The organism is Gordonia sp. ALPHA1B1, assembly GCF_005502615.1.
GTDB lineage: Bacteria > Actinomycetota > Actinomycetes > Mycobacteriales > Mycobacteriaceae > Gordonia > Gordonia hongkongensis.
Genome location: NZ_SCOC01000035.1, coordinates 21,895 through 48,233 on the forward strand (window position 1 = coordinate 21,895; position 26,339 = coordinate 48,233).

Here is a 26,339-nt window from a genome sequence, read left to right on the forward strand (position 1 = left end):
ATGGATGGCGCCGACACAAACTCGATCGAGCTGCTAAGGCGTTCCGTGGGGATGACCATCCGCGGCTTTAGCTGCTACGAATGGGATAGTGGCGCTGCTGCGGATTTTGTGGTCAAAAAGCCAATGCTCTTCGAGACATTTTGGCCGGTACTTGTCCACTTCGACAACAGTTCCTGCTTGCGCTTATATAGCGAAGTGTCAGCCACGGTAAGAATGACGGTCGAATCCGTCGCGGAACCATTTCCGCCGACCGTCCTAGTGACGGACAGAGTCTCTTCTGTCCGAATAGCAACCGGGCAGGTATCTCTCCTAGAGGTGAAGGAGACACTCTGGGCAGCCACGTTTGTCTTCGACAACGCGGAACCACTAGGTGTCGCTCTTGGTGAAACGAATCTCGACGGCGAGATCGAGATGATCCCGGATTCCTTCTCGGTCATACGCGACCGCCAGATCGCTGAGCGTTACTCTCCTGACGGAAGTCCGAACGGCGCGTGGGGCAGACCGATACCGCATCATTAGCTCTGCCGCACCCGCGGTTCAGCCCTACATTCTGGACGTCTCTGGCCCGGTTGCCGCATCTCTCAGCGACCGGATAGCTCAGGGTTGGAGACGGCAGGCCGAGTCTTAATTCCCGGGGCTGAGTCCAGAGTCGAGCGCCGAGGAAGACAGCGCAACATCAAACCCGCTGCCGGTGAACGACATTTGCGAGTCGTTCGAGCGTGTCCGTCATGCCTGCTCGCAGATCAGACTTGCGGTCCTTGAGTCCGTAGACGGGCCCGATCACGAACCACCCGAACAAGCTCAGCGGTCGGGTCACCTCGTACGACTCGGTGACCAAGGTGCCGCCTTGCTCAGGCTCGAATCGGTAGCTCCACCGAAGCGTGCCGGCGATCTTCTCCGTGCGTTCGAAGGTGAATTCGCGCCCGCGGTCTGCCACGGTGACAACCGGTTTGTTGTGCCAGTCGGGTCCACGGCCAACGCTGTTCCGGGCACGGAATCGGGCGCCCACAGCGGGGCCGGTGGCGCCGTCCAGCCACTCGACATGGGCGATCTCCGAGGACAATTCGGGCGTGCGCGTGACGTCGGAGACGATGTCGTACAGTTCATCGGGACTCGCGTCGATGTGCCGCGAAACCGAGTCGCTCGTGAGTTCTTGCCGCATGACAGTTCCTTTCCTGAGTGCCCCGAGGCCGCCTCAGGGCGAGTAGTGGCGCACCCACATCTGCAGGGCGTCGTCGAGTAGCTGCGTGAAGATGCCTGACTCATAAGTGGTGCCCGGCTCGTTCGATATCTGCTGAGAACCGATGCCCGATACGACAGCGGTCAGCAATCTGAAGGCTTCTATCGAATCGGCCGCCGGGCTCAGCTCACGTTGTGCGACGGCGGTCGCCAGATCCTCGCGGGCCTGGTCCACTATCGCGACAGCGGGCGCGAACGCCGCCTCGCTCGGCTCAAATCCCGGCACCGGGCGCCAGAATAGCAGCGCAGCCAGGCCTGGCTCGAGCATGGACCAACGGACGATCGCACGCGACTGCTCGAGGAGTCGGTCGAGCCCCGGGGCATGGTTCTCGCGGGCCGCGTCGACATAACGGGACAGCTCACGATTGCCAGTCTCGAAAAGGCTGTCGTACAACGCATTCAGCGACGGAAAGTACTTGTACAGCGAGGGAGGTCGAAGTCGCATCCGACGAGCCACCTCGGAGATGGACACCGCGCCGGCCCCGTTCTCGGCGATGATGTCGCGGGCGTGACGGATGGCCTCGTCGGTGGTGAATTGACGCCGCTCGGATCGTCGGGAAGAGCTATACCCCGTAGCCATAGCTACAGGGTATAGCCAGACCCGGAGGCAGACAAGGGCGGTGCGCGAGATCCGGTTCAAAGTTCCGTCGACAATCGCCCCAGCACAAAAGACGATCCCCACCGACGCTGTCGGTGGGGATCGATGTCAAACCAGGGGAGCAACCGTCACGGGTGAACGCCGCGCTTGTTGAGCCAGGCCTGGGGGTTGATCTTGGTGCCGTTGGCGTCCCAGACCTCGTAGTGCAGGTGGGGGCCGGTGGACTGGCCGCGGTTGCCGACGGTGGCGATCTTCTGGCCGGCGCGCACGTGCTGGCCGGGGTGGACGAAGCTTTCGTTGACGTGTCCGAAGACGCCGACCGTGCCGTCGTCCTGCTTCACGCGGACCCACTGGCCGAAGCCGGAGGCGGGGCCGGACTCGAGGACGACGCCGTCGGTCACGGCGTAGATGGGCGTTCCGATCTTGTTGGCGATGTCGACTCCGTTGTGGTGGGTGCCCCAGCGCGGGCCGTAGCCCGAGGTCACGGTGCCGCTGACCGGCTTCACGGCCTTCTTGATACCGGGGAGGTCGGAGCTGCCCGGGCCGAACGCCGACGGCGGCAGGACGTCGCGAGCGAGATCGTCGATCTGGGGCGGCAGAACCAGGCCGGCCGGGAGCTTGACGTTCTCGGGGAGCGCGATCTTCGGCGCAGGCGGGGGAGCGGGCTGCGCCGCTGCCTGCGCGGCGGTGCCGGCACTCAGGCCGACAGCGCCGACGAACGCGGCGAACGCGCCCGTTCGCAGGGCCGTGCGGGTGGTGGAGTGCGACGTGGCACGATGGCGGCCGGGTCGCCGAGTGCTCGACGTCGAGTCGAGCAGGGCGCGGGTGGCGGGGCGCGTCGAAGAGTCGGCGTTCAGTCGGTGAAGAGGCAAAGCGTTGTCCATCTCAGATTAGGTAACAGTTCGGTATCGGCAAGGACACGGCGAAGTTACCTTCCCGGACATAAGCAGACACTGAGAGTCAGCCCGAAGCGCCAACGAAGCCGCAGGTGAGACCCCAAACGAGATCCCGGTCACACAGGGCGTCGGAACGGCATGGCACCGTGGAATCCATGCCCGAGCCCGAACACACCCCCGACGGCCACCACATCATCGTGAACGGCCGCAAGTGGCGGGCGACGGACCCGCTGATCCCGGACGAGCGGCGGTCCGAACTGCAGTCGATTCTCATGGCGTGGCGTCGGGACGTGAAGCGGACGAAGGGCGCACCGGAGTCACGCCACGGCGTGCAGGCGGCGAAGGTTGCGCTAGGGGAGCGCGGGACCCCGTGGTGGGAACAGACCGACGACGAACGTCGCGAGCGATGGGAGGCCCACGTCGCGCAACCCGGCGAAGAAGACTGACCAGCACCTACCGCGGCAGCAGCGACTCCGCGGCATAGCGGCCGGCACGTTCGAAGCTCTCGCTCACCTCGAAGCCGGGGTCGATCTGCCAGTACCGCATGCTCGACACGTAGATCGCCGCGACCATCTGGGCGAGGAACTCCGGCGGATGATCGGTCCGCACATCCTGCTGTTCGACGCCGCGCTCGATGAGCCGCAGCACCTCCGACGTGAACACGTGGCTGCGTTCACCGAGCGTCCCCGACATCGACGAAATCCGTTCGATCTCGCTTGTCACCGTCCGCATGTAGTCCGGGTCGGCGACCGACGAACGAGCGAAGTCGACGAACACACCCACCACGCGCTCGTACGTACTCAGCGGCTTCTCGAGCATCGCGTCGACGACGTGCGAGAACGTCCCCATCAGCTGGGCGTACAGATCGGTGAGCAGGTCGTCCTTGCTCGGGAAGTAGTTGAAGAACGTCGCCCGCGACACCTCGGCACGCTCGGCGATCGACTCGACCGTCGCGGCGCTCCCCTCGGAGGCGAGCAGTTCGCGCGCAGCGATCAGCAGGCGTTCGCGCGTCTGTTGCTTGTTGCGTTCCCGCCGGCCCATGGCCGGAGCTTCGGTCAATGTGGTGCCTTCCGTACGGGCGGGGCGACCCCGACCGACCAATTCTTGCATTCCGCCCCCAAAGTTTGGATGGGCGTCTAACTTTTTCCTCTGAGTCCAGTGTGAGGTCGTCGATCCATCAGACGACGTCACGCGAGTCGACCGCGGGGGGATCTTCCGGCGCCGGACCGACGACTTGTGCTGCCATGCGCACCGGCCATCAACCGAGCCGAGACTCATTGCAGGACAGAATATTTCGAATCCGACCGACGACTGCGACCTGCGGGTTACAGTCGCCACCGAGTCAGCAAATCCGACATTTCGTCCGTCTCCGCAGCGGGGCGGCGACTTGTCGAATCACGATCGAAGGGGATCGCATGAAATCACCCAGTGCACTCAGGCGTGTGCTTCGGACCGCGACGGTGATCGGCTGTTCCGGGGTGCTCGCGCTCGGAGCGCTGACGGCCTGCGCCGACGACAGCTCGGAGAGCTCCACCGGCGGCGAGACCAGCCAGCTCCCCAGCAACCCGGCCACCGGCGACCCGGTCAAGGTCGGCCTGATCGTCCCCGAGGGCGGTGCGGTGACGACGCCGATGGTGCGCGAGGGCAGCGAAGCCGCCGTCGAATACCTGAACAACAACGGCGGCGGCATCGGCGGTCACCAGATCGAACTGGTCGTGTGCAAGCAGCAGGAAGAACCCGCCTCGGCCACCAAGTGCGCGAATCAGATGGTGGAGCAGCAGGTTTCGGTCGTGGTCTCGCCGCTGGGCGCGCAGGGTGCGGTCATGCTGCCGATCATCGCCGGCGCCAAGATCCCGTTCGTCGCACAGGCTCCGGTGTCACAAGCGGAGATGGCGACCCCCGGCTCGTTCATGCTCTCCGGCGGCATCGTCGCCGTCCTCGCGGGACAGGCTGCCACCGCCGCCAAGGACGGACTCAAGAAGGTCACCCTGATCATCGGCGACTCCGGTGATGCAGCTGCGTCGGTGAAAGCGCTGGGCGATCCGATGTTCCAGCGTGCCGGGGTCGCCCTCAACGTCGTCACCGTGCCGGTCGGCGCCGCCGACCTCACACCGCAGATCACCGCCGGCCTCGCCGACAACCCGGATGCGGTCAGCATCCTCGGCGACACCCGCCAGTGCATCTCGGTCCTCAAGACGCTGCAGACCGTCGCCCCCGACGCCTCGAAGTACCTCATCGCCAGCTGCCTCGACAAGCCCGTCCTCGACGCCGTCGGCAACGACGCGGTCTCCGGCGCCAAGGCGTTCACCACCGTCAACCTCAGCTCCGACGACCCGAGCGTCACCCAATACCGCAGCGTCATGGCGCAATACGCGCCCGACACCGACCCGGCCGGCCTCGCCTACATCGGCTACCAGGTCATGACTGCGCTCGGCGAGCTGAACGGTCTCGAGGGCACCGTCGACGCTCAGACGTTCACCACCGCACTGTCACAAGCCAAGAACGTCCCGCTCCCGGCCGCACCCGGCATCACCTTCACCTGCGACGGCAAGGCCTTCCCGCCGCTGACGTCGCTGTGCAGCAAGGCGATCCTGGTCAGCGACGTGACCGCCGAGGCCAAGCTCGAGAACACCGTCGTCACCAACAACTAGTTCCGCTCCAGATCGGGGGTCGCGTCCGCGCGGCCCCCGATCCCCGCACTTCCCAGTGGGAGTTCCATGACCGACCATCTCGCCTTCCTGGTCCTTGGCCTCGGCAACGGAGCCGTCTTCGCCGCTCTCGGCCTCGCGCTGGTGATGACGTTCAAGAGTTCCGGCGTCGTCAACTTCGCGACCGGCGCGGTGGCGCTGTACGCCGCCTACACGTACGCCTTTCTGCGCCAGGGGGAACTCCTCAACCCCATCCCAGGCTTCCCGGCGACCATCTCACTCGGCTCCGAACTGGGAGTCGCTGCAGCGCTGCTCATCTCCGTGGTCGTCGCCGCGATCCTCGGTGTTCTCCTCTACCTACTGGTGTTCCGCCCGATGCGGGCCGCCCCGGCGCTGGCCAAGGCGGTCGCTGCGATCGGTCTGATGCTGGTCATCCAGGCGCTCATCGCGCTGCGGGTCGGCGAGAACGCGCCCAGCGTCGGACCCATCTTCAAGGTCGACACATTCACGATCGGCTCCAGTGCCGTTCCGACGGACCGTCTGATGTTGGCCGTGGTCATCGTCGGACTCGCGATCTGCGCGGGACTCGTGTTGCGCTACACCCGCTTCGGCGTGGCGACCGAGGCGGCCGCGGAATCCGAGAAGGGTGCACTCGTCACCGGCCTCTCACCGGACCGGATCGCGGTCGCCAACTGGGCGTTGTCGTCGGCCACCGCCGGACTCGGCGGCGTGCTCATCGCCCCGATCGTTCCACTCAATCCCGTGGCCTACACGATGTTCATCGTGCCGGCCCTCGCGGCGGCGCTGGTCGGCAACTTCACCGCGATATCGATCACCGTCGGCGCCGGGCTCGTCATCGGCATGCTGCAGTCTGAGGCCACCAAACTCCAGACCACCTGGGATTGGATGCCCGACGCCGGTGTCGCCGAGGCGGTCCCGTTGATCCTCATCATCGGCTTTCTCCTCATCCGCGGGCGTCCATTGCCGGGCCGTGGCGCGGTCACTCGCAACGACCTCGGCCGGTCACCGCGTCCGAACCGTCTGGTGATCCCGGGGATCGTCGGTGTCGTCGTCGCGGTCCTGGCACTCGTCACCACCTCCGGCAGTCTCCGGCTCGCCGTGATCGCCACGATGATCTACGCCATCATCGCGCTGTCCCAGGTCGTCGTCACCGGGTACGCGGGCCAGGTGTCGCTGGCGCAACTGACGCTCGCCGGCGTCGGCGCCTACGCGCTCAGCCGACTCACCGACGACCTCAACATCCCGTTCCCGCTCGCCCCGCTACTGGCAGCCTGCGCGGCGATGGTCATCGGCGTGATCGTCGGCCTTCCCGCACTTCGGGTCCGTGGACTGCCACTGATGGTCGCGACGCTCGCTCTCGCCGTGTTCTGCGAGGCGTTCTGGTTTCGCAACCCGTCGCTCAACGGCGGATTGCAGGGTGCGCCAGTCGAATCCCCGTTACTGTTCGGCATCGACCTGGGCATCGGCGCAGGTGAGGGGTATCCGCGAATCGCCTTCGGAATCCTGTGCCTCGTGGTGCTGACCCTGGTGGCCTACGCGGTGGCGCTTCTGCGTCGCAGCGGCCTCGGCGCGTCGATGCTGGCCGTACGCGCCAACGAACGGTCGGCAGCCGCGGCCGGGATCAATGTCGGCGCAACCAAACTCATCGCCTTCGCAATCGCGTCATTCCTCGCCGGGCTGGGTGGATCGCTGCTGGCATACCAACAGACCCTCGCGACCGCAGGTAGCTACGCCGTCTTCGCCGGGATCGGACTCTTCGCGGTGTTCTACATCGCGGGCGTGACCTCGATCTCCGGAGCGATCCTCGCCGGCATCATCGCGCCCGGCGGGCTGATGTACTTCGCCGCCGACAAGTACGCGTCGTTCGGCGACTACTACATGCTGGTCAGCGGAATCCTGCTGGTGCTCACCGTCGTCACCAGTCCCGACGGCGTGATCGGGTATCTGCACAAGATCCCGATGCCGGGTCGACGTCGTGCGCCACAATCGGACCACGACGCCGCCCAGGCCGCACCGACTCCGCCGGTCACACCGCCCAGTGGCAAGGTTCTGCTCTCGGCTCGCGACGTCACGGTGCGCTACGGGGCGGTGACCGCGGTCGACCGAGTCAGCGTCGACCTCCGTTCCGGTGAGATCGTCGGCCTCATCGGGCCCAACGGCGCCGGCAAGACCACGCTCATCGACGCCATCAGCGGTTTCGCGAACGCCGACGGAACGGTGACTCTCGGCGGCACGACCCTCAACGGCCTTGCACCACATCGACGCAGCCGCGCTGGGCTCGGCCGAACTTTCCAGGACATCGAGCTCTACGGTGAGCTGTCGGTCGCCGAGAACCTGGCGATCGCCGCGCGCCGGGCGCCGGGGGATACCGCCGAGAACGTCCGCAACGTCCTGCGGATGCTGGAGATCAGCCACCTCAGTGATGTTGTGGCAGCGGACCTCTCGCAAGGTCAGCGTCAGCTCGTCGCGGTGGCTCGCGTACTCGCCGGTCAGCCCGAGGTTGCGCTGCTCGACGAACCGGCCGCCGGACTCGACAGCACCGAGAGTCGATGGCTGGGCGACAGGTTGCGCGCCGCACGCGCACACGGGGTTTCCATGGTCCTCGTCGACCACGACATGGATCTCGTACTGAGCCTGTGCGACCGTGTCATCGTCCTCGACCTCGGATCCGTCATCGCCGAAGGCACCCCGGACGAGATTCGACGCTCACCGGCAGTCGTCAACGCCTACCTCGGTACGCCGTCGTCGGCGGTGGCGGGGTCCGAGGATTCGTCGCCAAGGGACAGCGCAGTCTCCGAGCCACATTCGACGACAAAGGAGATGACCCCGTGACAGTCCTCGAATGCCGCGGTCTCGACGCCGGGTACTCGCGCGGCAAAGCCTGCGTCCACGGTCTCGACCTGTCCGTCGAGGCGGGAGAGATTGTCGCCCTGCTCGGACCGAACGGAGCCGGAAAGACGACGCTGCTCACCACCCTCGCCGGTCTGCTGCCGCGACTCGACGGCGAGGTCAGCGTCGGCGGCCACACGGTTCGGGCGGGGGATGCGCGCGCGGCCGTGCGTGCCGGACTCGTCCTGGTTCCGGACGACCGGTCGCTGTTCAAGCAACTCACGACCCGACAGAACCTCCAGCTGGCCATTCGCCGACGCGGGGCGGCTCGGAACAACGCCGTCGACCGGGTGCTCGACCACTTCCCGTCCCTCCGTGCGCGGCTCAAGGTTGCCGCGGGCGAGCTGTCCGGGGGAGAGCAGCAGATGCTCGCGATCGGGCGCGCGCTGTTGCAGCAGCCGAAAGTACTGCTGATCGACGAACTGAGCATGGGACTCGCGCCCATCGTCGTCGAGTCGATCCTGCCCGTCCTGCGGGATGTCGCCAACACCGAGGACACCGCGGTGGTTCTCGTCGAACAGCATGTCCGGTTGGCGCTCGGGATCGCGGATCGGGCGGTGGTGCTGGTCCACGGCGACATCGCTCTGACGGACTCCGCGGCCTCGCTTGCCGGTGACATCGGAAGAATCGAAGAGGCGTATCTCGGGAGTGCTGCTCACTAGCGTCGGGGAGCTGCCGTCCCCTGCTCCCGCCTCCCTTTGCTCCCTGAGGTGTGAGGAGCGCGAGCGACGAACCACGAAGGGCATCGCGAGGCGCCTCACCAGCCCTTCGAGGCTCGTCGCTCGCGCTCCTCGCACCTCAGGGGGCAAGGGGTGGACACCGCAGGGGAGCGGTGGGGGTCGCTCTTGCGGCTCGGGGAGCAATGGCGAGCGCGGCGTCCACCATTGACATGCAAGCAGCGACTTGCCTATTGTCAGGTGTGGCCGACGTGTTCCATGCACTCGATGACTCGACGAGGCGAGCAATCCTCGACGAGCTGGTCGAACGGGACGGCCAGACGCTGTTCGAGATCTGCGGTCGCCTCACGTCTCGGCGTGGGCTCAACCTGAGCCGACAAGCGATTTCGCAGCATCTGGGTGTGCTGGAGACGGCCGGGCTAATCCACACCGAGAAACGCGGACGCTCCAAATTCCACTACTTCGACCCCACACCGCTCGGCGAGATCGCCGAGCGGTGGCCCGCCCATCGAAAGGACCTGCCATGCGAATGACACTGATGTCCGTCTTCGTCGACGACCAGCGTAAGGCGCACGAGTTCTACACCGAGATACTCGGATTCACGACTCGCCATGACATTCCGATGGGCGAGAACACGTGGTGGCTTACGGTCGTTTCCCCTCACGATCCCGAGGGGATTGAACTCCTTCTCGAACCGTCTGGCCACCCCGCAGTCAAGCCCTACCGGGACGCGCTCAACGAAGACGGAATCCCGTTGGCGCAGTTCGCCGTCGACGATGTTCAGGCCGAGTACGAGAGGCTACGCGGCCTCGGCGTGGAGTTCACCCAGGAACCGACCGATATCGGACCTGCGGTCGTCGCGGTCTTCGACGACACGTGTGGAAACCTCATCCAGATCGCTGCAACGAAAGACGTTGCCCCGCAGTGACTATTGCTGTGGAAGCAGCGACTCTGACGCGGGGGATGCCGGTTGTCGGGTAGTCACCGGCGCCTCGAGCGGAGGAATGTCGACCGCGCGGACCGATAGGTCCTTGATCAGCTCTTCCCACGCGCCGATGTTCGTCGCCCTCTTCTTGCGTGACCCGACGTTGTCAGTCCACCGAGTGAGCGCGGGCGCGGCTATGTACAGCGGCCGTGCTGGATCATTCTTGTTCGCCTCGAGCAATCGCGACTGACCCTTGTGACGCACGGTTTCTCCGCGCATCCGCAGCGGGCCGAATGCGAGCTTGAAGATGTTGACGATGCGGTACGCGGCGTTCATCGACTTGTTGGTCGCGTACTTCTCGTTCGACGGGTCAATGGGGAAGCTGATGGGCGTGAATCGCTTGTAGCAGAACTGCAGGCCGGCAAGTTCCGCCTCGCGCACCATCCAGGACAGACTCAGTTCCGACGGTTCAGTGACCGCCAGACCACCGCCGATGTCGGAGTGGACCCCTTCGAACCACACCTGTTTGACGTCGATCTCGCCCTCATCTGCCTTGTCGACTTCCCAGACGCAGGGATCGAATGTCAGCCGACGTTCGTCGATGGCGAGCGCCTGTCTGGCCACTGCGACGTTCTTGCCGAGCTTCACGTCGTGGAACTTGTGCTTGACGCGGGTGATGCCGGGAACGCCGAGGGCACCAACGGTGTCGAAGACGCCGATGAACTTGACCGGCACCGGGGCGCCTGGGGTCTTCGCCGGGCGATCCTCCCGCTTCGTCCGGTAGTACCGCAGGACCGTTTCGAACAGGTTCTCGGTCGGGTGCTGCGCGAGTTCGAGCGGGGTGACAAGGCCGATGTGCCAGATCATGCCCCCGAGACTCCTCGCGGTGTACGCGCCGCGACTGAACCCGAAGACGAAGATCTCATCGCCGGGCTCGTAGTTCAGGGCGAGGAATCGGTAGGCATCGATCAGGTTGGCATCGAGGCCGCGACCGAACGCCCCGCCGATGACGCGGTCGGACCAGCCCGACCCGGTTCCCACACCGTTGACGTAATGGACCAGCTGCACGGCGCCGTCGTCGGCATCGGTGGTGACGGCTCGGGCGATCTTCTCGACATTCGAAATTCGTGGGTCCTTCGACGACTTCCACGTGCCGTCGCAACAGACCACCAGACGCTTCTTCATTTTTCCGACCCTCCACAGGCTCGCACGCGGCCCACCCGCACTAAACGGTAATAGCTCCGACGGTTCGATGCGATAGGCGTCGGTCGTACGGTTTACTGCGGTCATGAGGTTCATCGACATCGCGGCCCGGCGAATCGCGTTCATCTGTACCGCCGTACTCGTGGCCCTGCTGCTGTGCGGGCTCGGCGGCGTACCGGCGAATGCCGCGCCGCCCACCGCCGGCCTCGATCCAGCGCTGGCGACGGCCTACCAGCAGGCGTCGAACAGCGCACGCGCACAGGGGGTCTCGTTGTGGATCACGTCCGGTAAGCGAACAGACGCGGAGCAGCGTCAGATGTGGCGCGATGCGATCGCGACCTATGGCAGCCCGGAAGCCGCTCGACGGTGGGTCCTGCCGGCGGAGGAGTCCCCACATGTGAGCGGCCACGCCATCGACGTCGGCCCGCGGGAAGGCGCCGCTTGGCTCGAACGAACCGGCTACCGCTGGGGTCTGTGCCGAACCTTCGCCAACGAGTGGTGGCACTTCGAGCTCGCGACGGTACCCGGTCTTCCGTGCCCTGCGATGTGGCCCGATGCCGCGGCCCGCGCTGACCGGCTTCGTTAGTGGTGGCGTTTTGTGATGACCCTTCGTGACGGCCCTCCGCAAGCTCCGGGCCTCCTCAGGGAGCGAAAGGGATACGGCCCTCCGCAAGCTCCGGGCCTCCTCAATATCTGCGGCCTGGCGGCCATCGTGACCAATAAAACAGTCGTAAACGTCCCAAAGGAATGCTCCCTGAGGTGCGAGCGAAGCGAGCCACGAAGGGTGTGGCAACTTGTCTCGCCGGGCCCTTCGTGGCTCGTCGCTTGCGCTCCTCGCACCTCAGGGAGCAGAGGGAGGGCATCGCTTGCACCCTACGGACCAGCAATTTTGTGGTTCTTCGGATCAGGGAGCAGGGGTTATGCGCTCCGTCTGATTAGGGGCAGCGGTAATCGAAGAACGATGTGCCGAATGTGTCGAATGGCGTCCGGCACGCTCGTCATCACTGCACACGGACCGACGAGCGGCCCGCTGAACGAGAGGCCTAATCATGCATTACTCGCTGCTGCTGCACTACCCGGAGATGGACGCGTCGACCCTCGGTGAGGAAGCCATCGCTCAGGGCCAGGCCGCCTTCGCGGCCTACACCGCGGCCCTCCAAGACGCCGGCGTGCTCGTGAGTGCCGAAGTCCTACAGCACTCGGACGTCACGACGACGCTGCGCAAGGTCGACGGCCGGCTCGTCGTTCAGGACGGCCCCTTTGCCGACACCAAGGAACAGCTCGGCGGAACCGTCGTCATCGATGTCGACGATCTCGACGCCGCCATCGAGTGGGCGCGTCAGGCACCGCCGATCGAGTGGGGTGTCGTGGAGATCAGGCCCGGCGCGACCTACACCGTCGATGGTGCGTGGACCCCCAACGCATGACCCGACGAGAAGCGCACACCGCCGCCGAACACGCTGCCCGCGAGTCATATTCGCGGCTGGTGGCGCTTCTCGCCGTCACGTCGGGGGATCTCGCCCTCGCCGAGGATGCACTGGCAACCGCCTTCGAACGTGCGCTCACCTCGTGGCCGTCAGATGGGGTGCCCGCGAACCCGGAAGGCTGGCTGCTCACGGTCGCACGCAATCAGCAGCGCGACGTCTGGAAGTCGTCGGCGCACCGCACGTCGACGGTCCTCGACGACGCCCTTTCGCCCGGAGTTGCTGTGATGCCCTTTGACGATGTGGACCTCGACGCCATTCCCGACAAGCGGCTCGAGCTGCTGTTCACCTGCGCCCATCCGGCCATCGACGCAGCCACCCGCACGCCGCTCATGCTGCAGTCGGTGCTCGGCTTCGAGGCCGCCGACATCGCTGCCGCTTTCGCCGTCGCACCGGCGACGATGTCGCAGCGTCTTGTACGAGCCAAGCGCCGGATTCGCGACGCCCGGATACCGTTCGTCGTACCCGACCGCTCGGCGATGCCCGAACGACTGCCCGCAGTGCTGGAAGCGGTCTACGGGTGTTTCGCTATCGCGTGGAACGACGCCGACGGGAACGGTTCCGACACCGTCGAATCGATGGCGGGGGAGTCGCTGCACCTGGCCGTCACGCTCGCCGCGCTGCTCGACGATCCCGAGGCGTGGGGTCTCGCTGCGCTGATCGCGCTGTCGTTGTCGCGGGCGCCGGCACGGACCGGCCCGTTCATCCCGCTCGAGGAGCAGGATCCGGCCACCTGGGATGTCGCGCTCATCCGGGACGGGGAAGCGATGCTTCGACGCGCATCGGCGTTCGGCCGGCCGCACGGTCGGTTACAGCTCGAGGCCGCGATGCAGTCCGTCCATGCCGACCGCGCACGCACCGGTGTCGTCGACTGGGCCGCATTACAGTCGCTGTCGTCCGCGCTCATGGCCGTGGCGCCGACGCTTGGTGCGCGAATCGCCCACGCTGCGATCGTCGGGCGGGCGAGTTCTCCCGCAGATGGACTATGCCTGCTTGACGAGTTGGGCGGTGACGCCGCGGGTTTCGGCCCGTTCCACGCGGCGAAAGCAGATCTGCTGGTTCGGGTCGGGCACTCCGACGCGGCGCGTGAGCACTTCGAGCGGGCCGCCGAGCTCACCGGCGACGAGCGAGCGCGAAAGTATCTGCGGCGACGTGCGCGCGAGGTTGAGTAGGCATCGTCGCGAGCCCGACGGAAAACGACGCACGGTCGAGGGTGTCGCCGGCCGGGTGTCACCAAACGGCGGGAATGCCTGATTCTGGCAACACGGACGACCTAATGTGTGACCCGAGACACAACAGTGCCGGTCCCTCGCCGAGGGTGTTCACAACGGGTCGAGTCCGCTCGACGAATGGAGGCAGTCATGACTGCAAGTGCCGAGGTCACGAACAATCTGACCACCGAGCCGTACCGCTCGCGCCGCAATCACTGGAACAACCAGGTCCGCCGGCACGCCATGATGACCCCGGACAACACGGCGATCACCTACCTCGACAAGAACACGACCTGGAAGGAGCTCGACGACCGGTCGCGCGCCTTCGGTGCGGCACTCCATAGGCGGGGGGTCCAGTTCGGTGATCGGGTCCTGATGGCACTGCTCAACCGCACCGAGTACATCGAGGCGATTCTCGGGGCCACTCTCATCGGCGCCATCCCGGTGCCGGTCAACATCCGCATGAGCCCCGCCGAGGTCGCCTACCTCGTCACCGACAGCGGTGCGAAGGTCGTCGTCACCGAGACCCTCCTCGCGCCGATCGCGGACGCGGTCGCGGGGTCGACCGGTCAGATCGAGACCATCATCGTCGTCGACGGCAGCGACAATGCCGACCACCTCGACTTCGAGACCCTGCTGGCCGAGGGCGCGTCAGACCTGCCGGAGGTCGACGTGCCCGAGGACACCGTCGCCGCCATCATGTACACCTCGGGCACCACGGGAAAACCCAAGGGCGCCATGCTCACCCATCAGAACATTCAGGCGCAGGCGGTGACGACGATCGCCACGGCCGGGGCACAGTCCGGTTCCGATGACGTCGCCTCGATCGTGCCGCCGCTGTTCCACATCGCGGGGATCGGCGGCTTCGCACCGATCTTCTACCGCGGGATCCGCGCGGTGCTCCACCCGCTCGGCGCCTTCGATCCCGACACCATGCTCGACACACTGGAGCGTGAGGGCGTCACGTCGGTCTTCATGGTCCCGGCTCAGTGGCAGGCCGTGTGCGCGGCGCAGAAGGCGCGTCCCCGGAAGCTCAAGCTGCGCACGATGAGTTGGGGCGCGGCCCCGGCGTCGGACACCGTGCTGAACGCGATGAACGAATCGTTCCCGGAGGCCGCCAACATGACCGCGTTCGGTCAGACCGAGATGTCACCGGTGACGACGATCCTCGAGGGCAAGGATGCACTGCGCAAGCTCGGCTCCATCGGCAAGGTCGTCCCGGCGGTCACCGCGCGCATCGTCGATCCGCTGATGAACGACGTCAAACCCGGCGAGGTCGGCGAGATCGTGTATCGCGGGCCCAACATGATGATCGGCTACTGGAACAAGCCCGAGGCGACCGCAGAAGCCTTCCGCGGCGGCTGGTTCCACTCGGGCGACCTGGTGCGCCAGGACGAAGAGGGCTTTCTCTACGTCGTCGACCGCGCCAAGGACATGATCATCTCGGGCGGCGAGAACATCTACTGCGCCGAGGTCGAGAACGTCCTGTTCAGCCATCCGAGCATCACCGAGGCGGCGATCATCGGTCGGGCGGACGAGAAGTGGGGTGAGGTGCCGGTCGCGGTGGTCGTGCTCGCCGAAGGCGTCGAGGACCTCACCCTCGCCGATCTCGAGCCGCACCTCAACGAGAACCTCGCGCGATTCAAGCACCCCAAGGACCTGGTGATCATCGACGAACTCCCACGCAACGCCGGGGGAAAGGTCGTCAAGCCACGGCTTCGAGATGCCTACGGCAGCAAGGACGCCGGCCTGTCGAACTGATCACCCCCGCTCCCTGAGGTGAGCGTCCGATTTCTCTGCTCCCTGAGGTGAGCGTCCGATTTCTATGCTCCCTGAGGTGCGAGCGAAGCGAGCCACGAAGGGTTTGGCGACGCATCTCACCAGGACCCTTCGTGGCTCGTCGCTTGCGCTCCTCGCACCTCAGGGAGCAGGGGGCAGTTCTTTCGGATCAGGGAGCAGAGGGGGCGCAAGAGCGAAAGCGACGAGCCACCAAGGGCAGCCGGTCACTCCGGGTCGGTGAAGCGCGCTTCGCGTCGCGCCATCCCGGCGTGTACCGCCTCCATCTGATTGGGGGATCCCATCAGTCCGACCTGGAGTTCGCTCTCCAGCATCAGCGCCGCAGCCGGATCCGTGCCTGCCCACGATTCGTCGTAGAGACGCTTGGCGGCGCGGACCGCGTGCGGCGACTTCGACGCGATCTCGTGCGCGAGATCCAGTGCGGCGGTGAGCGGATCGTCGACGACGCGGGTGACCAGCCCGAGTCGTTGGGCCTCGGCGCCGTCGACGATGCGTCCGGTGAACGTGAGTTCCTTTGCCACATCGGCGGACACGAGTCGCGGGAGGGTCTGGGTGATGCCCATGTCGGGCACCAGCCCCCACTTGACCTCCATGATGGACAGGCGCGCGTCGGGGGTCGAATAGCGGATGTCGGCGCCCAGCGCGATCTGTAGGCCACCGCCGAAACAGTTGCCGGTGATGGCCGCGATCACCGGTGCCGGGATGCGGCCCCAGTCCAGTGACACCCGCTGCGCGTGGTTGCCGAGCACGCCCGGTTCGCGCTCCAGCAGCGAGTTCACCCCGCCACCCTGACCCAGGCTCGACACGTCCAGGCCGGAACAGAAACTCTTGCCTGCACCGTGTACCACCACGGCCCGGACGCGGTTGTCCTCGGCGAGGGTGCCCGTCACGTCGATGAGGGCGTCGAACATCGCCGGATCGAGCGCGTTGTGTTTGTCGGCTCGGTTGAGCGTCGCCGTGGCGACACCGGCGTCGTCGATGTCCACGACGATCCGCTGCTCGGTCATGTATCTACTTCCGATCTGTTGTGGGCGGGTGTTTGATCTCGCGGAGCTGACGTCCGCGACGCTGGTAACGCCAGATGAAGTAGCCGACGCCGATCGCCAGAACGACCCCGATGATCACGCCCCAGGCGGTGGCGGCGCGGAAGCCGGGCGCTTCGACGTCGAAGATGCGCTCGCCGGCATGCGCGCCGTTCCCACCGCCGGCGACCACCGTGAGGGTCAGCAGGTTGGGGATCGCGACGAGCACGCCGAGAACGGCGAACATGATCGTCGGGACGTTCTTCATGCGGCTGCGGTTGACGAACGCCAACGTGAAGAACAGCACGGGCAAAAAGGTGCACACGATGCCGAGAACCAGGCCGGTGCCGATGCCGCGGCTGAACGATCCTTCGACGCGCTGCCCGATCTGACCGGCCCACCAGCGCGGCAGGAACGCCTCGAGGATGAAGTAGGTGACGACCAGCAGCGCGGCGATGACGAGCCCGATCACCACCTTCTTCACCACGGAGTTCGCGCGTTCGGCGGCGGTCGGTTTGACCGGGGTCGTCCCATCGGCCGTCGAGTCGGTCGGCGCGACGCCGGGCGTGGTTCCGGCGGAATACTGGGAGGCTTCCGGTGGCGGCGCGGCGGGAGGCACCGCTCCCGACGGGTACGCGCCGGAGGGCGTCTGTCCGGGCCCGCCCGGGGTCGGCGGCTGTCCGGATGGATTGGCAGAGAACGGTTCGTTGCTCATGGGCCGAGTGTATGCGCGTACCGCGGCCCGTCCGCCCGGAAGAGCACCCCGTGCACTCACCGCTTCCGGATGCCGCCGTAGATTCCGCGACGGACGATCCACGGTTGCAGGATCGTGTCGACCGACCACGCCGGGAATCGGAACGGGCGCCCGTTGGGCGCGAACACCTGGAGACCGTCGGCCTGGACACCGAGCACCGAACCCCAACGCCGCCGTGGGGGAGCGTAGCGCCGCGCACGGCCCGGCCGCCCGGTGAGGTCGGACCGGATGTTGTGTGCGAGCAGACGATCGGCACGATTCCGAGCGGAACTGCGGAGGTCGTCGGTCGCCGCGACGTCGCCGATCGCGTAGACGAGATCCGCACCGGGTACGCGCAGTTCGGCCGTCACGCGCACGAAGCCCGACGGATCGAGCACCTCGCGCGGAAGCCAGTCCGTGTTCGGTCTCACCCGGCCGATGGCCCAGAGCACGGCATCGGCCTCCACCGGCGGCTGCCCCGTCGAGAACCTCACCGGCCCCGGAGTGATCTCGTCGCAGGCGAATCCGTCGGGCACGACCGCACGATGGCCGCCGTGCACGCCGACGCCGAGCCGGCGCAACCGCGCCAAGACGGTCGCCCATGTCCGCGGATGATGCTGCGGCAGAGCACGTTCGCCCGGGTGATACAGGTCGACCTGTTTGCCCGGCCAGGTCTGCGCCAGGTTGGCAGCGGCACTCACCGCCGCCGCACCGCCTCCGATCACCGCGATGGTCTCGGCATCGGCGAACCGCGCATGAGCCGAACGCAACTCGGCGTCGACGTCGGCTTCCGACTGCAGTTCCGGATGTCGCCAGAACCCATTCCGCACGCCGGTGGAGATGACCAGCGCGTCGAAACGCTCGACCCTCTCGGTGCCGTTGGCGTCGGCGACGGTGACGGTGCGGTCACCGAGGTCGGCACCCGTCAGTGTGCCGTGGACGGTCCGGATTCCGTCGAGCTTCCGGAAGCGCCCGAACGGAATCCGGTAGTCGCGCGCCCACGCATCGGGCCGGCTGATCCGCAGCCCGAGTTCCTGCCCGCTGACCAGCCCTGGCTTCGACGAGATGCCCACGACGTCGGCATGCGGGGCGAGATGGATCGCGGTCAGTACTCCGGAATCACCGAGGCCGGCGACGACGACGCGTGGTCGGCTCACGCGGTGACCTGATCCGGCGGATGCGCGGCCGAGCGCGGGGGTCGGGGGACGAAGCGTGGCACCCGGTCGATGACGTCCTGGTAACCGGGGCGCCGCTCGAAGCTCCGCTTCTCCATCATGGGGATGCTGGCACCGAGGAACATCGCGAGCATCAGGACCGCGCCCACGAACAGCCACCACCAGTCACCGGGCGAGGCGGCGAGTCCGAACAGCGCCATCGACACCCAGAACAGGACCTCGCCGAAGTAGTTCGGGTGTCTCGACCAGGCCCACACTCCGGTGTCGAGGACGGCGCCCGGTGTTCGGTGAGCGGCGAACCGTCGCAGCTGCCCGTCGGCGACGTACTCGAGCGCCGTCGCGGCGAGTCCGACGACGGCCGCGACCGCGGTCAGCCAGGCCAGCACGCCGCCGGTGTGGGTGACCGCGACGTAGATCGGGATCATGCCGAGGAACACCTGGATCGTGGGGAAGACGTGGATCGCCATCAGGTCCACGGGCAGTTCCGCCCGGCCGGCACCGGCCTTCAGCATCGGGTAGCGCCAGTCCTCGTGGTGGAGACCCGGCCAGCCGATCGCCCAGTTCGCAGTCAGACGGATCGCCCAGGCGCCGATGACGATCGCGATGACCCAGCAGTGCACCGCGTCGATCCCGACGTCACCGGCGGCCCACCAGTAGATGAACAGCGCGGGCGGCACGACGCTCCAATAGGCGTCGTAGAAGCTCGAATTCCCGTAGAACCGGCTGAACGCGAAGATCACGAGGGTGGCGAGCAGATCGGCGATCAAGGTGTCGATCCAGAGGTAGGCGGTGGCCGGACCCCAGACTAGCCAGGCGGCCGCGACCGCGAAGGCCAGCACGTAGGCGATCGTCACGCGGACGAACGAACCGCTTCGGCTGATGGTGCCGTCGGTGCTCACGGGCGTCCCCATCACAGCTGTTCTTCGATGGATCCGGCGAGTTTCTCCGGCTTGGTCGTCGGCGAGTATCGCGCGACGACGGACCCGTCCCGTCCGATGAGGAACTTGGTGAAGTTCCATTTGATCCGGCCGCCGAGCACGCCGGATTTCTGGTCCCGCAACCACGCGAACAGCGGGTGGGCGTCGGGACCGTTCACATCGACCTTCGCGAACATCGGGAAGGTCACGTCGTAGGTCAGCGAGCAGAAGTTCTTGATCTCCTCCTCGTCGCCCGGCTCCTGATGCCCGAACTGATCGCACGGGAAGCCGAGCACTCGCAGACCCTTGTCGGCGTAATCCCGGTGCAGTGCCTCCAGACCGCGGTACTGCGGGGTGAACCCGCACTGCGAGGCGGTGTTCACGATGAGCAGGGGAGAGCCCTGGAACTGCGAGAGTTCGACGGGATCGCCGTCGATGCCGGTGGCGGTGAAGTCGTACACAGAGGTCATGCCGCTACGCTACGTGCCGATCAAGCACTTGCTTGGGAAAATCGTCGAAGCGTCCCGGGGTCACTCACCGAATCGCTCGGTCCGGATGCGGGTGCGGTCGTGTCCGGCCTCGACCATCCACTGTGCGCAGTTCTCGACGAACCTGTTCGGACCGCAGATGAACACGGTCGGCGAGGTGGCCGGATCCATGGTCAGCGCGGCGAGTTCGTCGGCGGTGACACGTCCCGCGGGCCGCGGCGCGTCGTCGGGTGCCACCCGGGTGTGGATCAGGTGAACATCCATGCGGCGGTGCGCGATCAACTGCCGGATCTCATCGCGGTAGTAGACGCGTTCGGGACTGCGCACCGAGTAGACGAGCGAGAACGGGGTCTGCGGCGCCTCGACCTCGCGGCTGCGGATCATCGACATGAGTGGCGCGATCCCGGAGCCACCGCCGATCAGTTGGACGGGACGGTCGTCGCCGGACGGCCAGGTGAACCAGTATCCGTGCGGATCGCTGATCTCCAACGGGTCGCCGACCTCCACCATGTCGACGAGGTAGGGCGACACCTCACCGTCCTCGAGTCGTTCGACGGTCACCTCGATCGACCGGGTCTCGCGGACGTCGGACAGCGAGTAGGCGCGCGCGGTGGAGTAGCCGTCCTCGGCGGTCAACCGGATGTCGACGTGCTGGCCGGGCAACGCATGCACTGCTTCAGGGAGGGCGAGGCGCAGCGCTCGCGCGGTGGGAGTGAGGTCGACGACCGCGGTGACCGTCGTGAGATGCCAGGTCGTCACGAGTAGCGCTGTTCGCGCCAGGGGTCGCCGTACATGTGGTACCCGCGTTCCTCCCAGAATCCGGGCGCGTCTTCGGCCATGAAGCGAAGTCGCCGAACCCATTTGGCGCTCTTCCAGAAGTACAGGTGGGGCACGAGGAGGCGAGCCGGGCCGCCGTGCTCGGCGGACAGGGGTTCGCCGTCGTAGGTGTCGGCGATCCACCCGCGGCCGTCGACGAGGTCGGCGAGCGGCACGTTGGTGGTGTACCCGCCGTGGCAGTGCGCCATCACGAACGGGGCCGGTTCCCACGGCAGCGCCTGCAGCAAAGTGTCGAACGAGACCCCGCGCCACCGGGTGTCGAACTTCGACCACCGTGTGACGCAGTGGATGTCGGTGGTGATGTCGTCGTGCGGAAGTTCCTGGAACTGGTCCCATGTGAACGTGGCGGCCCGGTGGTCCGCGGACTGCACGGCCAGCATCCAGTCGTTCGGGACGATCGCGGGTGTCGGCTCCGCGGACAGGACCGGGAAATCGAGTGTCGTGTACTGACCGGGAGGGAGACGCCGCGCGTCGCGGTCGCGGCGCCCCACGAACCCTCGGTTGACGATCGCCATGGTCGCGGAGTCTACGCGGCTCGCTTCTATTCGGCCCGCTCGCTCCGCTCCCCGGCGCCGGCATCAATTCGGCCCGCTCGCTTCGCTCCCGGCGCCGGCATCAATTCGGCCCGCTCGCTTCGCTCCCGGCGCCGGCATCAATTCGGCCCGCTCGCTTCGCTCCCGGCGCCGGGTGCGGTCAGGCGAAGTCGAACAGCATCGGTACCACGACGACGACCGCGGCCGCCCAGAGTGCGAACACCGGCAGATAGTCGGTCTGCCACCGCTCCGTCGCATCGAACCCGCGGCGGCGGCGGACGAAACCGAAGAGCAGGTACGCGGCCCACGACAAGTTCACCAGCAGGACGAGATTGAGACCGAGCGCCACCGTCTTGTTGGCCGTGAACCCGAACTCCGCGATCCGCGACGCCATGATCGTCAGCATCACCGCGTCGACCGCGAGCGCAGTCACGACCAGAATCAGCTGCAGGCGGTCAAAGAGCTCCGGGCGTAGATGCGGATCGCGCGCGGAGATCGCGTACAGCAGCAAGCCGAGCACGACCACAAGGATCAGGTCCACCAGGATCAGCAGTTCACGGTCGACGTCCACGACGTCGCCACTGGTCACCATCGCGATCAGCAGCACGACGAGCATCACCGCGGTGACGGGCGTGAAGACCTTGGTCAACACCGGTGCGATGTTCTCGACCACGCTCTGCTTCGCCTCCACCAGCCATGCCGCCAGCAGCACGATGCCGGGCGCGGCGATGGGCGCCAGCCACTGGGAGATCACGGTGTCGACGTCGATGTCGAGCGCACCGAATGCCCCCGCGGTCAGACCGGTGAGGACTCCCGCACCGAGGCCGAGAAGCGTTGCATACACGACCCATTCGCCGGTGAACCGGATGAAGTCCATCCGACGCGGTCCGGACGTCCAGCGGCCGCCGACGTAGGTCACCCCCATGAGGAACCACAGGACGATCGGCGCGTGGATCGCGACGATGGCCTGGGTGGTGCCGTCGTCGACGAACGGGTAGACGTTGACGACGATTCCGGTCACGACGAATGCACCGATCACCGTGAGCGCGGTTCGCGTCGAAACGCGGCGCTTCCAACCGAAATACAGTGCCATGAAAGGAAGTACGAGCAACGCGGCATTGCGGACGAGCACCCATTCCGGCATGACCTCGACGGCGACGCGGACGGTCGTGGCGGCCGCGACGACGAGGCCGATCACGACTCCGAGTTCGTGACGTCGTCGGCCCAGATCGCCGGATGGTTCCGCGGTCAGCACCAGCTGCTTCCACAACCGGTCGGAGTGCTCGCGGGCGAACTCACGCGACAACGCATCGACGCGGCCCATGCGCTTGACGGCGACCAGGAACGCTTCGTCGTCGTCGAGGCCACCGGCGGCGAGGTCGGCGATCTGCCCGCGGAGGTGGTCTTCCATCTCGTCGGCGTCGGTGGTGGCGATGGCTTGGTGTCGGAGAACGTATCCGCGCCATCGGTCGATCTGGCTCTCGAGCTCGGTCTCCGCGGTCATGCCAGGCCCTCCGCGGTCGGCGGCAGGGCGACCGTCCGCCACACCTGGTCGAGCGCGTCGGCCACGACCTCCCACTGCGACCTCCGCTCGGCGAGCGCGGCCAACCCCGATGCCGTGATCGAGTAGTGCTTGCGACGCCGCCCGGTGTCGGCTGCACCCCAGCTCGCCTCGACGTGGCCGGCGCGCTCCAAACGGTGCAGAAGGGGATAGAGCATGCCGTCGGTCCACTCCATCCGACCACCGGACATCTCTCGGACCCGCTTGAGGATGGCGTACCCGTACGACTCGCCCTCGGCGAGAATCCCCAGCACCAGCGGGGTCGCGGACGCGGCCACCAAGTCCTTCTCGATATACATAGCACTCCTATACCTAGAACTGCTAGGAGCATAGCAGTTCTAGGTATAGGAGTCCTCGGACCGGCGTGTGCCGATTACTTCTTCGACAGGGACGACTCCTTGTGGGCGGCCTTCGAGCCCGTCTTCGACGACTTGACGATCCAGTACGGCTCGTCCTCGCTGGCCTTGAACTTCTGCCCCTCGAAGGTGAATTCCTTGGTGCGCTTCTCTTCCGCAGTGCCCTCGGTCTCGCCCTGAGAGGTGTTCCAGCGGACGGTGTCGTTCTTCTTGATCGCCATGGCGGCAGTGTGCCCCGACGGCGTCGACGGTCAAACCTTCTCCGCTGCAAGAGTCGCTGTGGAACGATCATCACGTCGTGTCGAGCCGGAGGTACGCATGAGCGTCGAACGTTCCGAGAACCCGCAGAGAACCGAGCCCGCCATCGACGTCCGGGGTCTGCGTAAGTCGTTCGGTAGGTTCGAGGCGCTTCGCGGACTCGACCTCGAGGTCTTGCGAGGGGAGGTCCACGGCTTCCTCGGGCCCAATGGCGCGGGCAAGTCGACGACGATCCGGGTCCTGCTGGGTCTGTTGCGCGCGGACGGGGGAGAGGTCCGACTCCTCGGCGGCGACCCCTGGCGTGACGTCGTCGAGCTGCACCGCCGGCTGGCGTACGTACCCGGCGACGTCGCGTTGTGGCCGACGATGACCGGCGGGGAGATGATCGATCTGCTCGGCTCGATGCGCGGCGGACTCGACGAGGGGCGCCGGGCCGACCTGGTCTCCAGGTTCGAGCTCGACACGTCCAAACGTGGACGGCAGTACTCCAAGGGAAACCGGCAGAAGGTCGCGATCGTGGCGGCGCTGGCGTCGGACGTAGAGCTGCTCATCCTCGACGAGCCGACGTCGGGCCTGGACCCGTTGATGGAGAACGTCTTCCAGGAGGTCGTGGGGGAGGCCACCGCTCGCGGTACCACCGTGCTGCTGTCGAGTCACATCCTCGCCGAGGCGGAGACCCTGGCGGACCGGCTCAGCATCATCCGCGACGGGGCCGTCGTGGCGACCGGCTCCTTGGCCGAGCTGCGCGGGCACACCCGCACTTCCGTTCGCGCCGAACTGGATTCGGCGCCGAGCCCGGACCTTCTCGCGCAACTGCACAACGCCGAGGTGCACGATATCGATTCGCACGACCACGACTCCGGCGGGCTCCGACTGAGCGCGACCGTGGACTCGGATCAGATCGGTCCGGTGATGTCAGCGCTGACCGGCTGCGGCCTGCGATCGCTGACGGTCGAACCGCCTTCCTTGGAGAGCTTGTTCCTGTCGCTGTATGAGAAGAACGACATGTCCGCCGGAGGACGGTGAGGCCATGACGGCGTCGACGATCGGCACCGCTCCACTACTGCGAGCCTCCCTGCACCATGAAGGTCGCAGCTTCGCGCCGTGGATCGTCTTGCCCACCGCACTGGCCGTGTCGTCGGTCATCGCCTACCCGTTGCTGTTTCCCGACGCCGCGGAACGCGCCGCGTTCGCCACGACGATCGGCTCGAATCCCGCACTCGGGCTGATCTTCGGACCCGCTTACGACCTGGCCACGGTCGACGGATTCGTCGCGTGGCGCAGCCTCGCGCTGGGCGGTTTCATCGCCGCGCTCGGTGCGATCTTCATCGTGGTCAAAGCCGCACGTGGACAGGAGGATTCCGGCCAGGCCGAACTTCTCGCCGCGGGGGTGCTCGGACGTGCCGCCCGACTGTCGACCGCGTTGATCATGGCCGGCGTGTGCTCGATCGCCATCGGCATCCTGGCGGGTCTGGCGACGTCGCTGTGCGGTGGGGCCTGGGGGTCGTCGTTCCTGCTGGGCGCCGGGTTCACGGTCACCGGTTGGATGTTCGGCGCCATCGCCGCGGTCAGCGCCCAGGTGGGTTCCGACGCCAGGGCCGCCACCACGATCGCCGTGTCGCTGCTCGGCGTCCTGTTCGTGCTGCGCGGGTTTCTGTTCTCGGTGAACGCACCGACGTGGACGACGTGGGTCAATCCGTTGGGATGGGTTCAAGAGACCAGACCCGCGACCGGCGATCACTGGTGGCCGTTGCTGATCGGCGTCGCGTTCGTGGTCGTCGTCGGTGCAGCGGCTTTCGCATTGCAGCGTGCACGGGATTTCGGTCAGGGACTCATTCCGGCCCGGCCGGGTCCGGCGCGGGGCCGCATCGGCTCGCCACTGGCTCTGGCGATCCGCCTCAACCGGGCACCGATCGTCGCGTGGTCGATCGCGTTCGTCGGGCTCGGTGTCATCTTCGGCTACTTCACCCGGTCGGTGCGCGGCCTGCTGACCGCGAATCCCGCCATGGCCCAGATCTTCGCCTCCGGCGCGGCGTCGCCCGCGGACCTGGTATCGGCCTTTGTCACAACGATTCTCGGTCTGGTCGGGATCATCGCATCCGTGGCCGGGGTCCAGATCGTCAATCGCATCCGGACCGAGGAGCTCGACGACCGCGCGGAAGCGGTGCTCGCGACCGGCGTCAGCCGTCCGAGGTACTTCGGCGCCGTCACCGGTGTCGCCCTCGTCGTCCCCGCCGCGCTCGTCACCATCGCCGGGCTGGTCGTCGGCGTCTTCGCCGCCACGGCCGATCTCGGCCTCGGCTTCGGCGACGTGTTCCTCCAGTCCATCGCCACGATCCCCGCCGTGTGGGCGGTCGTCGGCATCGCCGTCGCCGTCATCGGCGCCCGACCCCGCGTGCGACCCGCGATCTGGCTGGGCGTCCTGGTGTCCTTCGTGCTGACGATCCTGGGCCCGAGTTTCAAACTCCCGGACTGGGCGCTGGGCTTCAGCCCGTTTCATCACGTACCGGATGTGTCTGCCGCCCAGCCGGATTGGTGGGGACTGGTCTGGGTGGGGGTCGTCGTGGTGCTGCTCGTCGCTCTGGGGTTCGCCGGCTTCCGCCGGCGGGACATCCCGTGACGGCGTCGCTTCGAGAGCGAGCGGGCCCCGTCCCTGCTCCTGAAAGCAAGCCCGACAACTGCTCCCTGAGGTGCGAGCGAAGCGAGCCACGAAGGGCTTCGCAACCTGTCTCACCAGGCCCTTCGTGGCTCGTCGCTGGCGCTCCTCGCACCTCAGTATCTGCGGCCTGGCGGCCGTCGTGGGGGTCGAAGAGTTCGTGCTGGTCACCGGCGCGTGGGGGGTTGATAGTGGAGGGGTGGGATGCGGTGACC

At 66.7% G+C, this 26,339-nt stretch carries 28 protein-coding genes; 13 read left to right on the forward strand and 15 right to left on the reverse strand.

Features of this window, described 5'->3' with window-relative positions; all coding sequences use genetic code 11:
* Entirely contained in the window at positions 1-519 is a 519-nt protein-coding gene (locus FFS52_RS19060; RefSeq protein WP_137810601.1) for a hypothetical protein, read from the forward strand.
* Between the two features lie 157 nt (positions 520-676).
* On the opposite strand, the gene FFS52_RS19065 is transcribed toward FFS52_RS19060, so the two are convergent.
* From FFS52_RS19065 to FFS52_RS19075, 3 genes are read right to left on the reverse strand one after another with little or no spacing between them, the layout of a single operon-like run.
* Positions 677-1,162, reverse strand: coding sequence for an SRPBCC family protein (locus FFS52_RS19065; protein ID WP_137810602.1), 486 nt, complete (start codon positions 1,160-1,162; stop codon positions 677-679).
* A 33-nt stretch (positions 1,163-1,195) separates the two neighbouring features.
* Positions 1,196-1,921, reverse strand: a complete 726-nt coding sequence (locus tag FFS52_RS19070) for a TetR/AcrR family transcriptional regulator (RefSeq protein WP_249356538.1) — start codon at positions 1,919-1,921, stop codon at positions 1,196-1,198.
* 44 nt (positions 1,922-1,965) lie between these two features.
* On the reverse strand, positions 1,966-2,721 hold the full coding sequence (locus FFS52_RS19075; RefSeq protein WP_137810603.1) for a M23 family metallopeptidase: 756 nt from the start codon (positions 2,719-2,721) through the stop codon (positions 1,966-1,968).
* Between the two features lie 167 nt (positions 2,722-2,888).
* On the opposite strand from FFS52_RS19075, the gene FFS52_RS19080 reads away from it, so the two are divergent.
* The gene (locus tag FFS52_RS19080; protein ID WP_137810604.1) at positions 2,889-3,179 is read left to right on the forward strand and encodes a hypothetical protein; all 291 of its coding nucleotides are present in this window, start codon (positions 2,889-2,891) and stop codon (positions 3,177-3,179) included.
* A gap of 7 nt (positions 3,180-3,186) precedes the next feature.
* On the opposite strand, the gene FFS52_RS19085 is transcribed toward FFS52_RS19080, so the two are convergent.
* Positions 3,187-3,792, reverse strand: a complete 606-nt coding sequence (locus FFS52_RS19085; RefSeq protein WP_137810605.1) for a TetR/AcrR family transcriptional regulator — start codon at positions 3,790-3,792, stop codon at positions 3,187-3,189.
* A gap of 356 nt (positions 3,793-4,148) precedes the next feature.
* On the opposite strand from FFS52_RS19085, the gene FFS52_RS19090 reads away from it, so the two are divergent.
* The 5 genes from FFS52_RS19090 (at position 4,149) to FFS52_RS19110 (ending at position 9,896) form a co-directional block, all read left to right on the forward strand.
* Positions 4,149-5,384 carry an ABC transporter substrate-binding protein gene (locus tag FFS52_RS19090; RefSeq protein ID WP_137810606.1) on the forward strand — a complete coding sequence of 412 codons (1,236 nt, stop codon included), beginning with the start codon at positions 4,149-4,151 and terminating at the stop codon, positions 5,382-5,384.
* A gap of 66 nt (positions 5,385-5,450) precedes the next feature.
* The gene (locus FFS52_RS19095; protein WP_137810607.1) at positions 5,451-8,234 is read left to right on the forward strand and encodes a branched-chain amino acid ABC transporter permease/ATP-binding protein; all 2,784 of its coding nucleotides are present in this window, start codon (positions 5,451-5,453) and stop codon (positions 8,232-8,234) included.
* On the forward strand, positions 8,231-8,953 hold the full coding sequence (locus FFS52_RS19100; protein ID WP_137810608.1) for an ATP-binding cassette domain-containing protein: 723 nt from the start codon (positions 8,231-8,233) through the stop codon (positions 8,951-8,953). Before FFS52_RS19095 ends, FFS52_RS19100 begins: the two co-directional genes overlap by 4 nt.
* 227 nt (positions 8,954-9,180) lie before the next feature.
* On the forward strand, positions 9,181-9,501 hold the full coding sequence (locus FFS52_RS19105; protein WP_171011678.1) for a helix-turn-helix domain-containing protein: 321 nt from the start codon (positions 9,181-9,183) through the stop codon (positions 9,499-9,501).
* Positions 9,492-9,896: a VOC family protein gene (locus FFS52_RS19110; RefSeq protein ID WP_137810609.1), complete on the forward strand. Its 405-nt coding sequence runs from the start codon at positions 9,492-9,494 to the stop codon at positions 9,894-9,896. The genes FFS52_RS19105 and FFS52_RS19110 overlap by 10 nt, the downstream gene beginning before the upstream one ends.
* On the opposite strand, the gene FFS52_RS19115 is transcribed toward FFS52_RS19110, so the two are convergent.
* Positions 9,897-11,078: a DUF2235 domain-containing protein gene (locus FFS52_RS19115; protein ID WP_137810610.1), complete on the reverse strand. Its 1,182-nt coding sequence runs from the start codon at positions 11,076-11,078 to the stop codon at positions 9,897-9,899.
* A gap of 103 nt (positions 11,079-11,181) precedes the next feature.
* On the opposite strand from FFS52_RS19115, the gene FFS52_RS19120 reads away from it, so the two are divergent.
* From FFS52_RS19120 to fadD5, 4 genes are all read left to right on the forward strand, one after another.
* Positions 11,182-11,682 carry a M15 family metallopeptidase gene (locus tag FFS52_RS19120; RefSeq protein ID WP_137810611.1) on the forward strand — a complete coding sequence of 167 codons (501 nt, stop codon included), beginning with the start codon at positions 11,182-11,184 and terminating at the stop codon, positions 11,680-11,682.
* Positions 11,683-12,145: 463 nt separating this feature from the next.
* Complete coding sequence (locus FFS52_RS19130; RefSeq protein WP_137810613.1) at positions 12,146-12,523, forward strand: YciI family protein; 378 nt, start codon at positions 12,146-12,148, stop codon at positions 12,521-12,523.
* A complete protein-coding gene (locus tag FFS52_RS19135; RefSeq protein WP_137810614.1) occupies positions 12,520-13,752 on the forward strand; it encodes a DUF6596 domain-containing protein in 1,233 nt (410 codons plus the stop codon). Before FFS52_RS19130 ends, FFS52_RS19135 begins: the two co-directional genes overlap by 4 nt.
* A 189-nt stretch (positions 13,753-13,941) precedes the next feature.
* The gene (fadD5, locus tag FFS52_RS19140) at positions 13,942-15,552 is read left to right on the forward strand and encodes a fatty-acid--CoA ligase FadD5 (RefSeq protein ID WP_137810615.1); all 1,611 of its coding nucleotides are present in this window, start codon (positions 13,942-13,944) and stop codon (positions 15,550-15,552) included.
* A 242-nt stretch (positions 15,553-15,794) separates the two neighbouring features.
* Here the strand turns inward: fadD5 and FFS52_RS19145 are convergent, their stop codons facing one another.
* The 10 genes from FFS52_RS19145 to FFS52_RS19190 all read right to left on the reverse strand — a co-directional run bounded on the left by FFS52_RS19145 (position 15,795) and on the right by FFS52_RS19190 (position 23,431).
* Positions 15,795-16,595, reverse strand: coding sequence for a crotonase/enoyl-CoA hydratase family protein (locus FFS52_RS19145; protein WP_137810616.1), 801 nt, complete (start codon positions 16,593-16,595; stop codon positions 15,795-15,797).
* 4 nt (positions 16,596-16,599) lie between these two features.
* Entirely contained in the window at positions 16,600-17,325 is a 726-nt protein-coding gene (locus FFS52_RS19150) for a hypothetical protein (protein WP_137810617.1), read from the reverse strand.
* Positions 17,326-17,381: 56 nt separating this feature from the next.
* Positions 17,382-18,500: an FAD-dependent oxidoreductase gene (locus FFS52_RS19155; protein ID WP_137810618.1), complete on the reverse strand. Its 1,119-nt coding sequence runs from the start codon at positions 18,498-18,500 to the stop codon at positions 17,382-17,384.
* On the reverse strand, positions 18,497-19,429 hold the full coding sequence (locus tag FFS52_RS19160; RefSeq protein ID WP_137810619.1) for a DUF1295 domain-containing protein: 933 nt from the start codon (positions 19,427-19,429) through the stop codon (positions 18,497-18,499). Before FFS52_RS19160 ends, FFS52_RS19155 begins: the two co-directional genes overlap by 4 nt.
* On the reverse strand, positions 19,429-19,905 hold the full coding sequence (locus FFS52_RS19165) for a glutathione peroxidase (RefSeq protein WP_058250513.1): 477 nt from the start codon (positions 19,903-19,905) through the stop codon (positions 19,429-19,431). Before FFS52_RS19165 ends, FFS52_RS19160 begins: the two co-directional genes overlap by 1 nt.
* 60 nt (positions 19,906-19,965) lie before the next feature.
* Positions 19,966-20,682, reverse strand: coding sequence for a ferredoxin reductase (locus FFS52_RS19170; protein WP_137810620.1), 717 nt, complete (start codon positions 20,680-20,682; stop codon positions 19,966-19,968).
* Complete coding sequence (locus FFS52_RS19175) at positions 20,679-21,275, reverse strand: sulfite oxidase-like oxidoreductase (protein WP_058250515.1); 597 nt, start codon at positions 21,273-21,275, stop codon at positions 20,679-20,681. Before FFS52_RS19175 ends, FFS52_RS19170 begins: the two co-directional genes overlap by 4 nt.
* Positions 21,276-21,453: 178 nt before the next feature.
* Entirely contained in the window at positions 21,454-22,797 is a 1,344-nt protein-coding gene (locus tag FFS52_RS19180; protein ID WP_058250516.1) for a permease prefix domain 1-containing protein, read from the reverse strand.
* The gene (locus FFS52_RS19185; RefSeq protein WP_137810621.1) at positions 22,794-23,153 is read right to left on the reverse strand and encodes a helix-turn-helix transcriptional regulator; all 360 of its coding nucleotides are present in this window, start codon (positions 23,151-23,153) and stop codon (positions 22,794-22,796) included. Before FFS52_RS19185 ends, FFS52_RS19180 begins: the two co-directional genes overlap by 4 nt.
* Positions 23,154-23,227: 74 nt before the next feature.
* Positions 23,228-23,431 (reverse strand): DUF2945 domain-containing protein, encoded by a 204-nt coding sequence (locus FFS52_RS19190; protein ID WP_004018570.1) that lies wholly within the window; start codon positions 23,429-23,431, stop codon positions 23,228-23,230.
* 97 nt (positions 23,432-23,528) lie between these two features.
* Between FFS52_RS19190 and FFS52_RS19195 the strand changes: the two genes are divergently transcribed.
* Positions 23,529-24,494, forward strand: coding sequence for an ABC transporter ATP-binding protein (locus FFS52_RS19195; protein ID WP_137810622.1), 966 nt, complete (start codon positions 23,529-23,531; stop codon positions 24,492-24,494).
* A gap of 4 nt (positions 24,495-24,498) precedes the next feature.
* The gene (locus FFS52_RS19200) at positions 24,499-26,088 is read left to right on the forward strand and encodes a multidrug ABC transporter permease (protein WP_137810623.1); all 1,590 of its coding nucleotides are present in this window, start codon (positions 24,499-24,501) and stop codon (positions 26,086-26,088) included.
* Positions 26,089-26,339: the final 251 nt, after the last annotated feature.

Coding starts and splice junctions, on each gene's coding strand:
- FFS52_RS19060 (WP_137810601.1), top strand. CDS start 1: ATGGATGGCGCCGACACAAACTCGATCGAGCTGCTAAGGCGTTCCGTG.
- FFS52_RS19065 (WP_137810602.1), bottom strand. CDS start 1,162: ATGCGGCAAGAACTCACGAGCGACTCGGTTTCGCGGCACATCGACGCG.
- FFS52_RS19075 (WP_137810603.1), bottom strand. CDS start 2,721: ATGGACAACGCTTTGCCTCTTCACCGACTGAACGCCGACTCTTCGACG.
- FFS52_RS19080 (WP_137810604.1), top strand. CDS start 2,889: ATGCCCGAGCCCGAACACACCCCCGACGGCCACCACATCATCGTGAAC.
- FFS52_RS19090 (WP_137810606.1), top strand. CDS start 4,149: ATGAAATCACCCAGTGCACTCAGGCGTGTGCTTCGGACCGCGACGGTG.
- FFS52_RS19095 (WP_137810607.1), top strand. CDS start 5,451: ATGACCGACCATCTCGCCTTCCTGGTCCTTGGCCTCGGCAACGGAGCC.
- FFS52_RS19105 (WP_171011678.1), top strand. CDS start 9,181: ATGCAAGCAGCGACTTGCCTATTGTCAGGTGTGGCCGACGTGTTCCAT.
- FFS52_RS19110 (WP_137810609.1), top strand. CDS start 9,492: ATGCGAATGACACTGATGTCCGTCTTCGTCGACGACCAGCGTAAGGCG.
- FFS52_RS19115 (WP_137810610.1), bottom strand. CDS start 11,078: ATGAAGAAGCGTCTGGTGGTCTGTTGCGACGGCACGTGGAAGTCGTCG.
- FFS52_RS19120 (WP_137810611.1), top strand. CDS start 11,182: ATGAGGTTCATCGACATCGCGGCCCGGCGAATCGCGTTCATCTGTACC.
- FFS52_RS19130 (WP_137810613.1), top strand. CDS start 12,146: ATGCATTACTCGCTGCTGCTGCACTACCCGGAGATGGACGCGTCGACC.
- FFS52_RS19135 (WP_137810614.1), top strand. CDS start 12,520: ATGACCCGACGAGAAGCGCACACCGCCGCCGAACACGCTGCCCGCGAG.
- fadD5 (WP_137810615.1), top strand. CDS start 13,942: ATGACTGCAAGTGCCGAGGTCACGAACAATCTGACCACCGAGCCGTAC.
- FFS52_RS19145 (WP_137810616.1), bottom strand. CDS start 16,595: ATGACCGAGCAGCGGATCGTCGTGGACATCGACGACGCCGGTGTCGCC.
- FFS52_RS19150 (WP_137810617.1), bottom strand. CDS start 17,325: ATGAGCAACGAACCGTTCTCTGCCAATCCATCCGGACAGCCGCCGACC.
- FFS52_RS19160 (WP_137810619.1), bottom strand. CDS start 19,429: ATGGGGACGCCCGTGAGCACCGACGGCACCATCAGCCGAAGCGGTTCG.
- FFS52_RS19165 (WP_058250513.1), bottom strand. CDS start 19,905: ATGACCTCTGTGTACGACTTCACCGCCACCGGCATCGACGGCGATCCC.
- FFS52_RS19175 (WP_058250515.1), bottom strand. CDS start 21,275: ATGGCGATCGTCAACCGAGGGTTCGTGGGGCGCCGCGACCGCGACGCG.
- FFS52_RS19180 (WP_058250516.1), bottom strand. CDS start 22,797: ATGACCGCGGAGACCGAGCTCGAGAGCCAGATCGACCGATGGCGCGGA.
- FFS52_RS19185 (WP_137810621.1), bottom strand. CDS start 23,153: ATGTATATCGAGAAGGACTTGGTGGCCGCGTCCGCGACCCCGCTGGTG.
- FFS52_RS19190 (WP_004018570.1), bottom strand. CDS start 23,431: ATGGCGATCAAGAAGAACGACACCGTCCGCTGGAACACCTCTCAGGGC.
- FFS52_RS19195 (WP_137810622.1), top strand. CDS start 23,529: ATGAGCGTCGAACGTTCCGAGAACCCGCAGAGAACCGAGCCCGCCATC.
- FFS52_RS19200 (WP_137810623.1), top strand. CDS start 24,499: ATGACGGCGTCGACGATCGGCACCGCTCCACTACTGCGAGCCTCCCTG.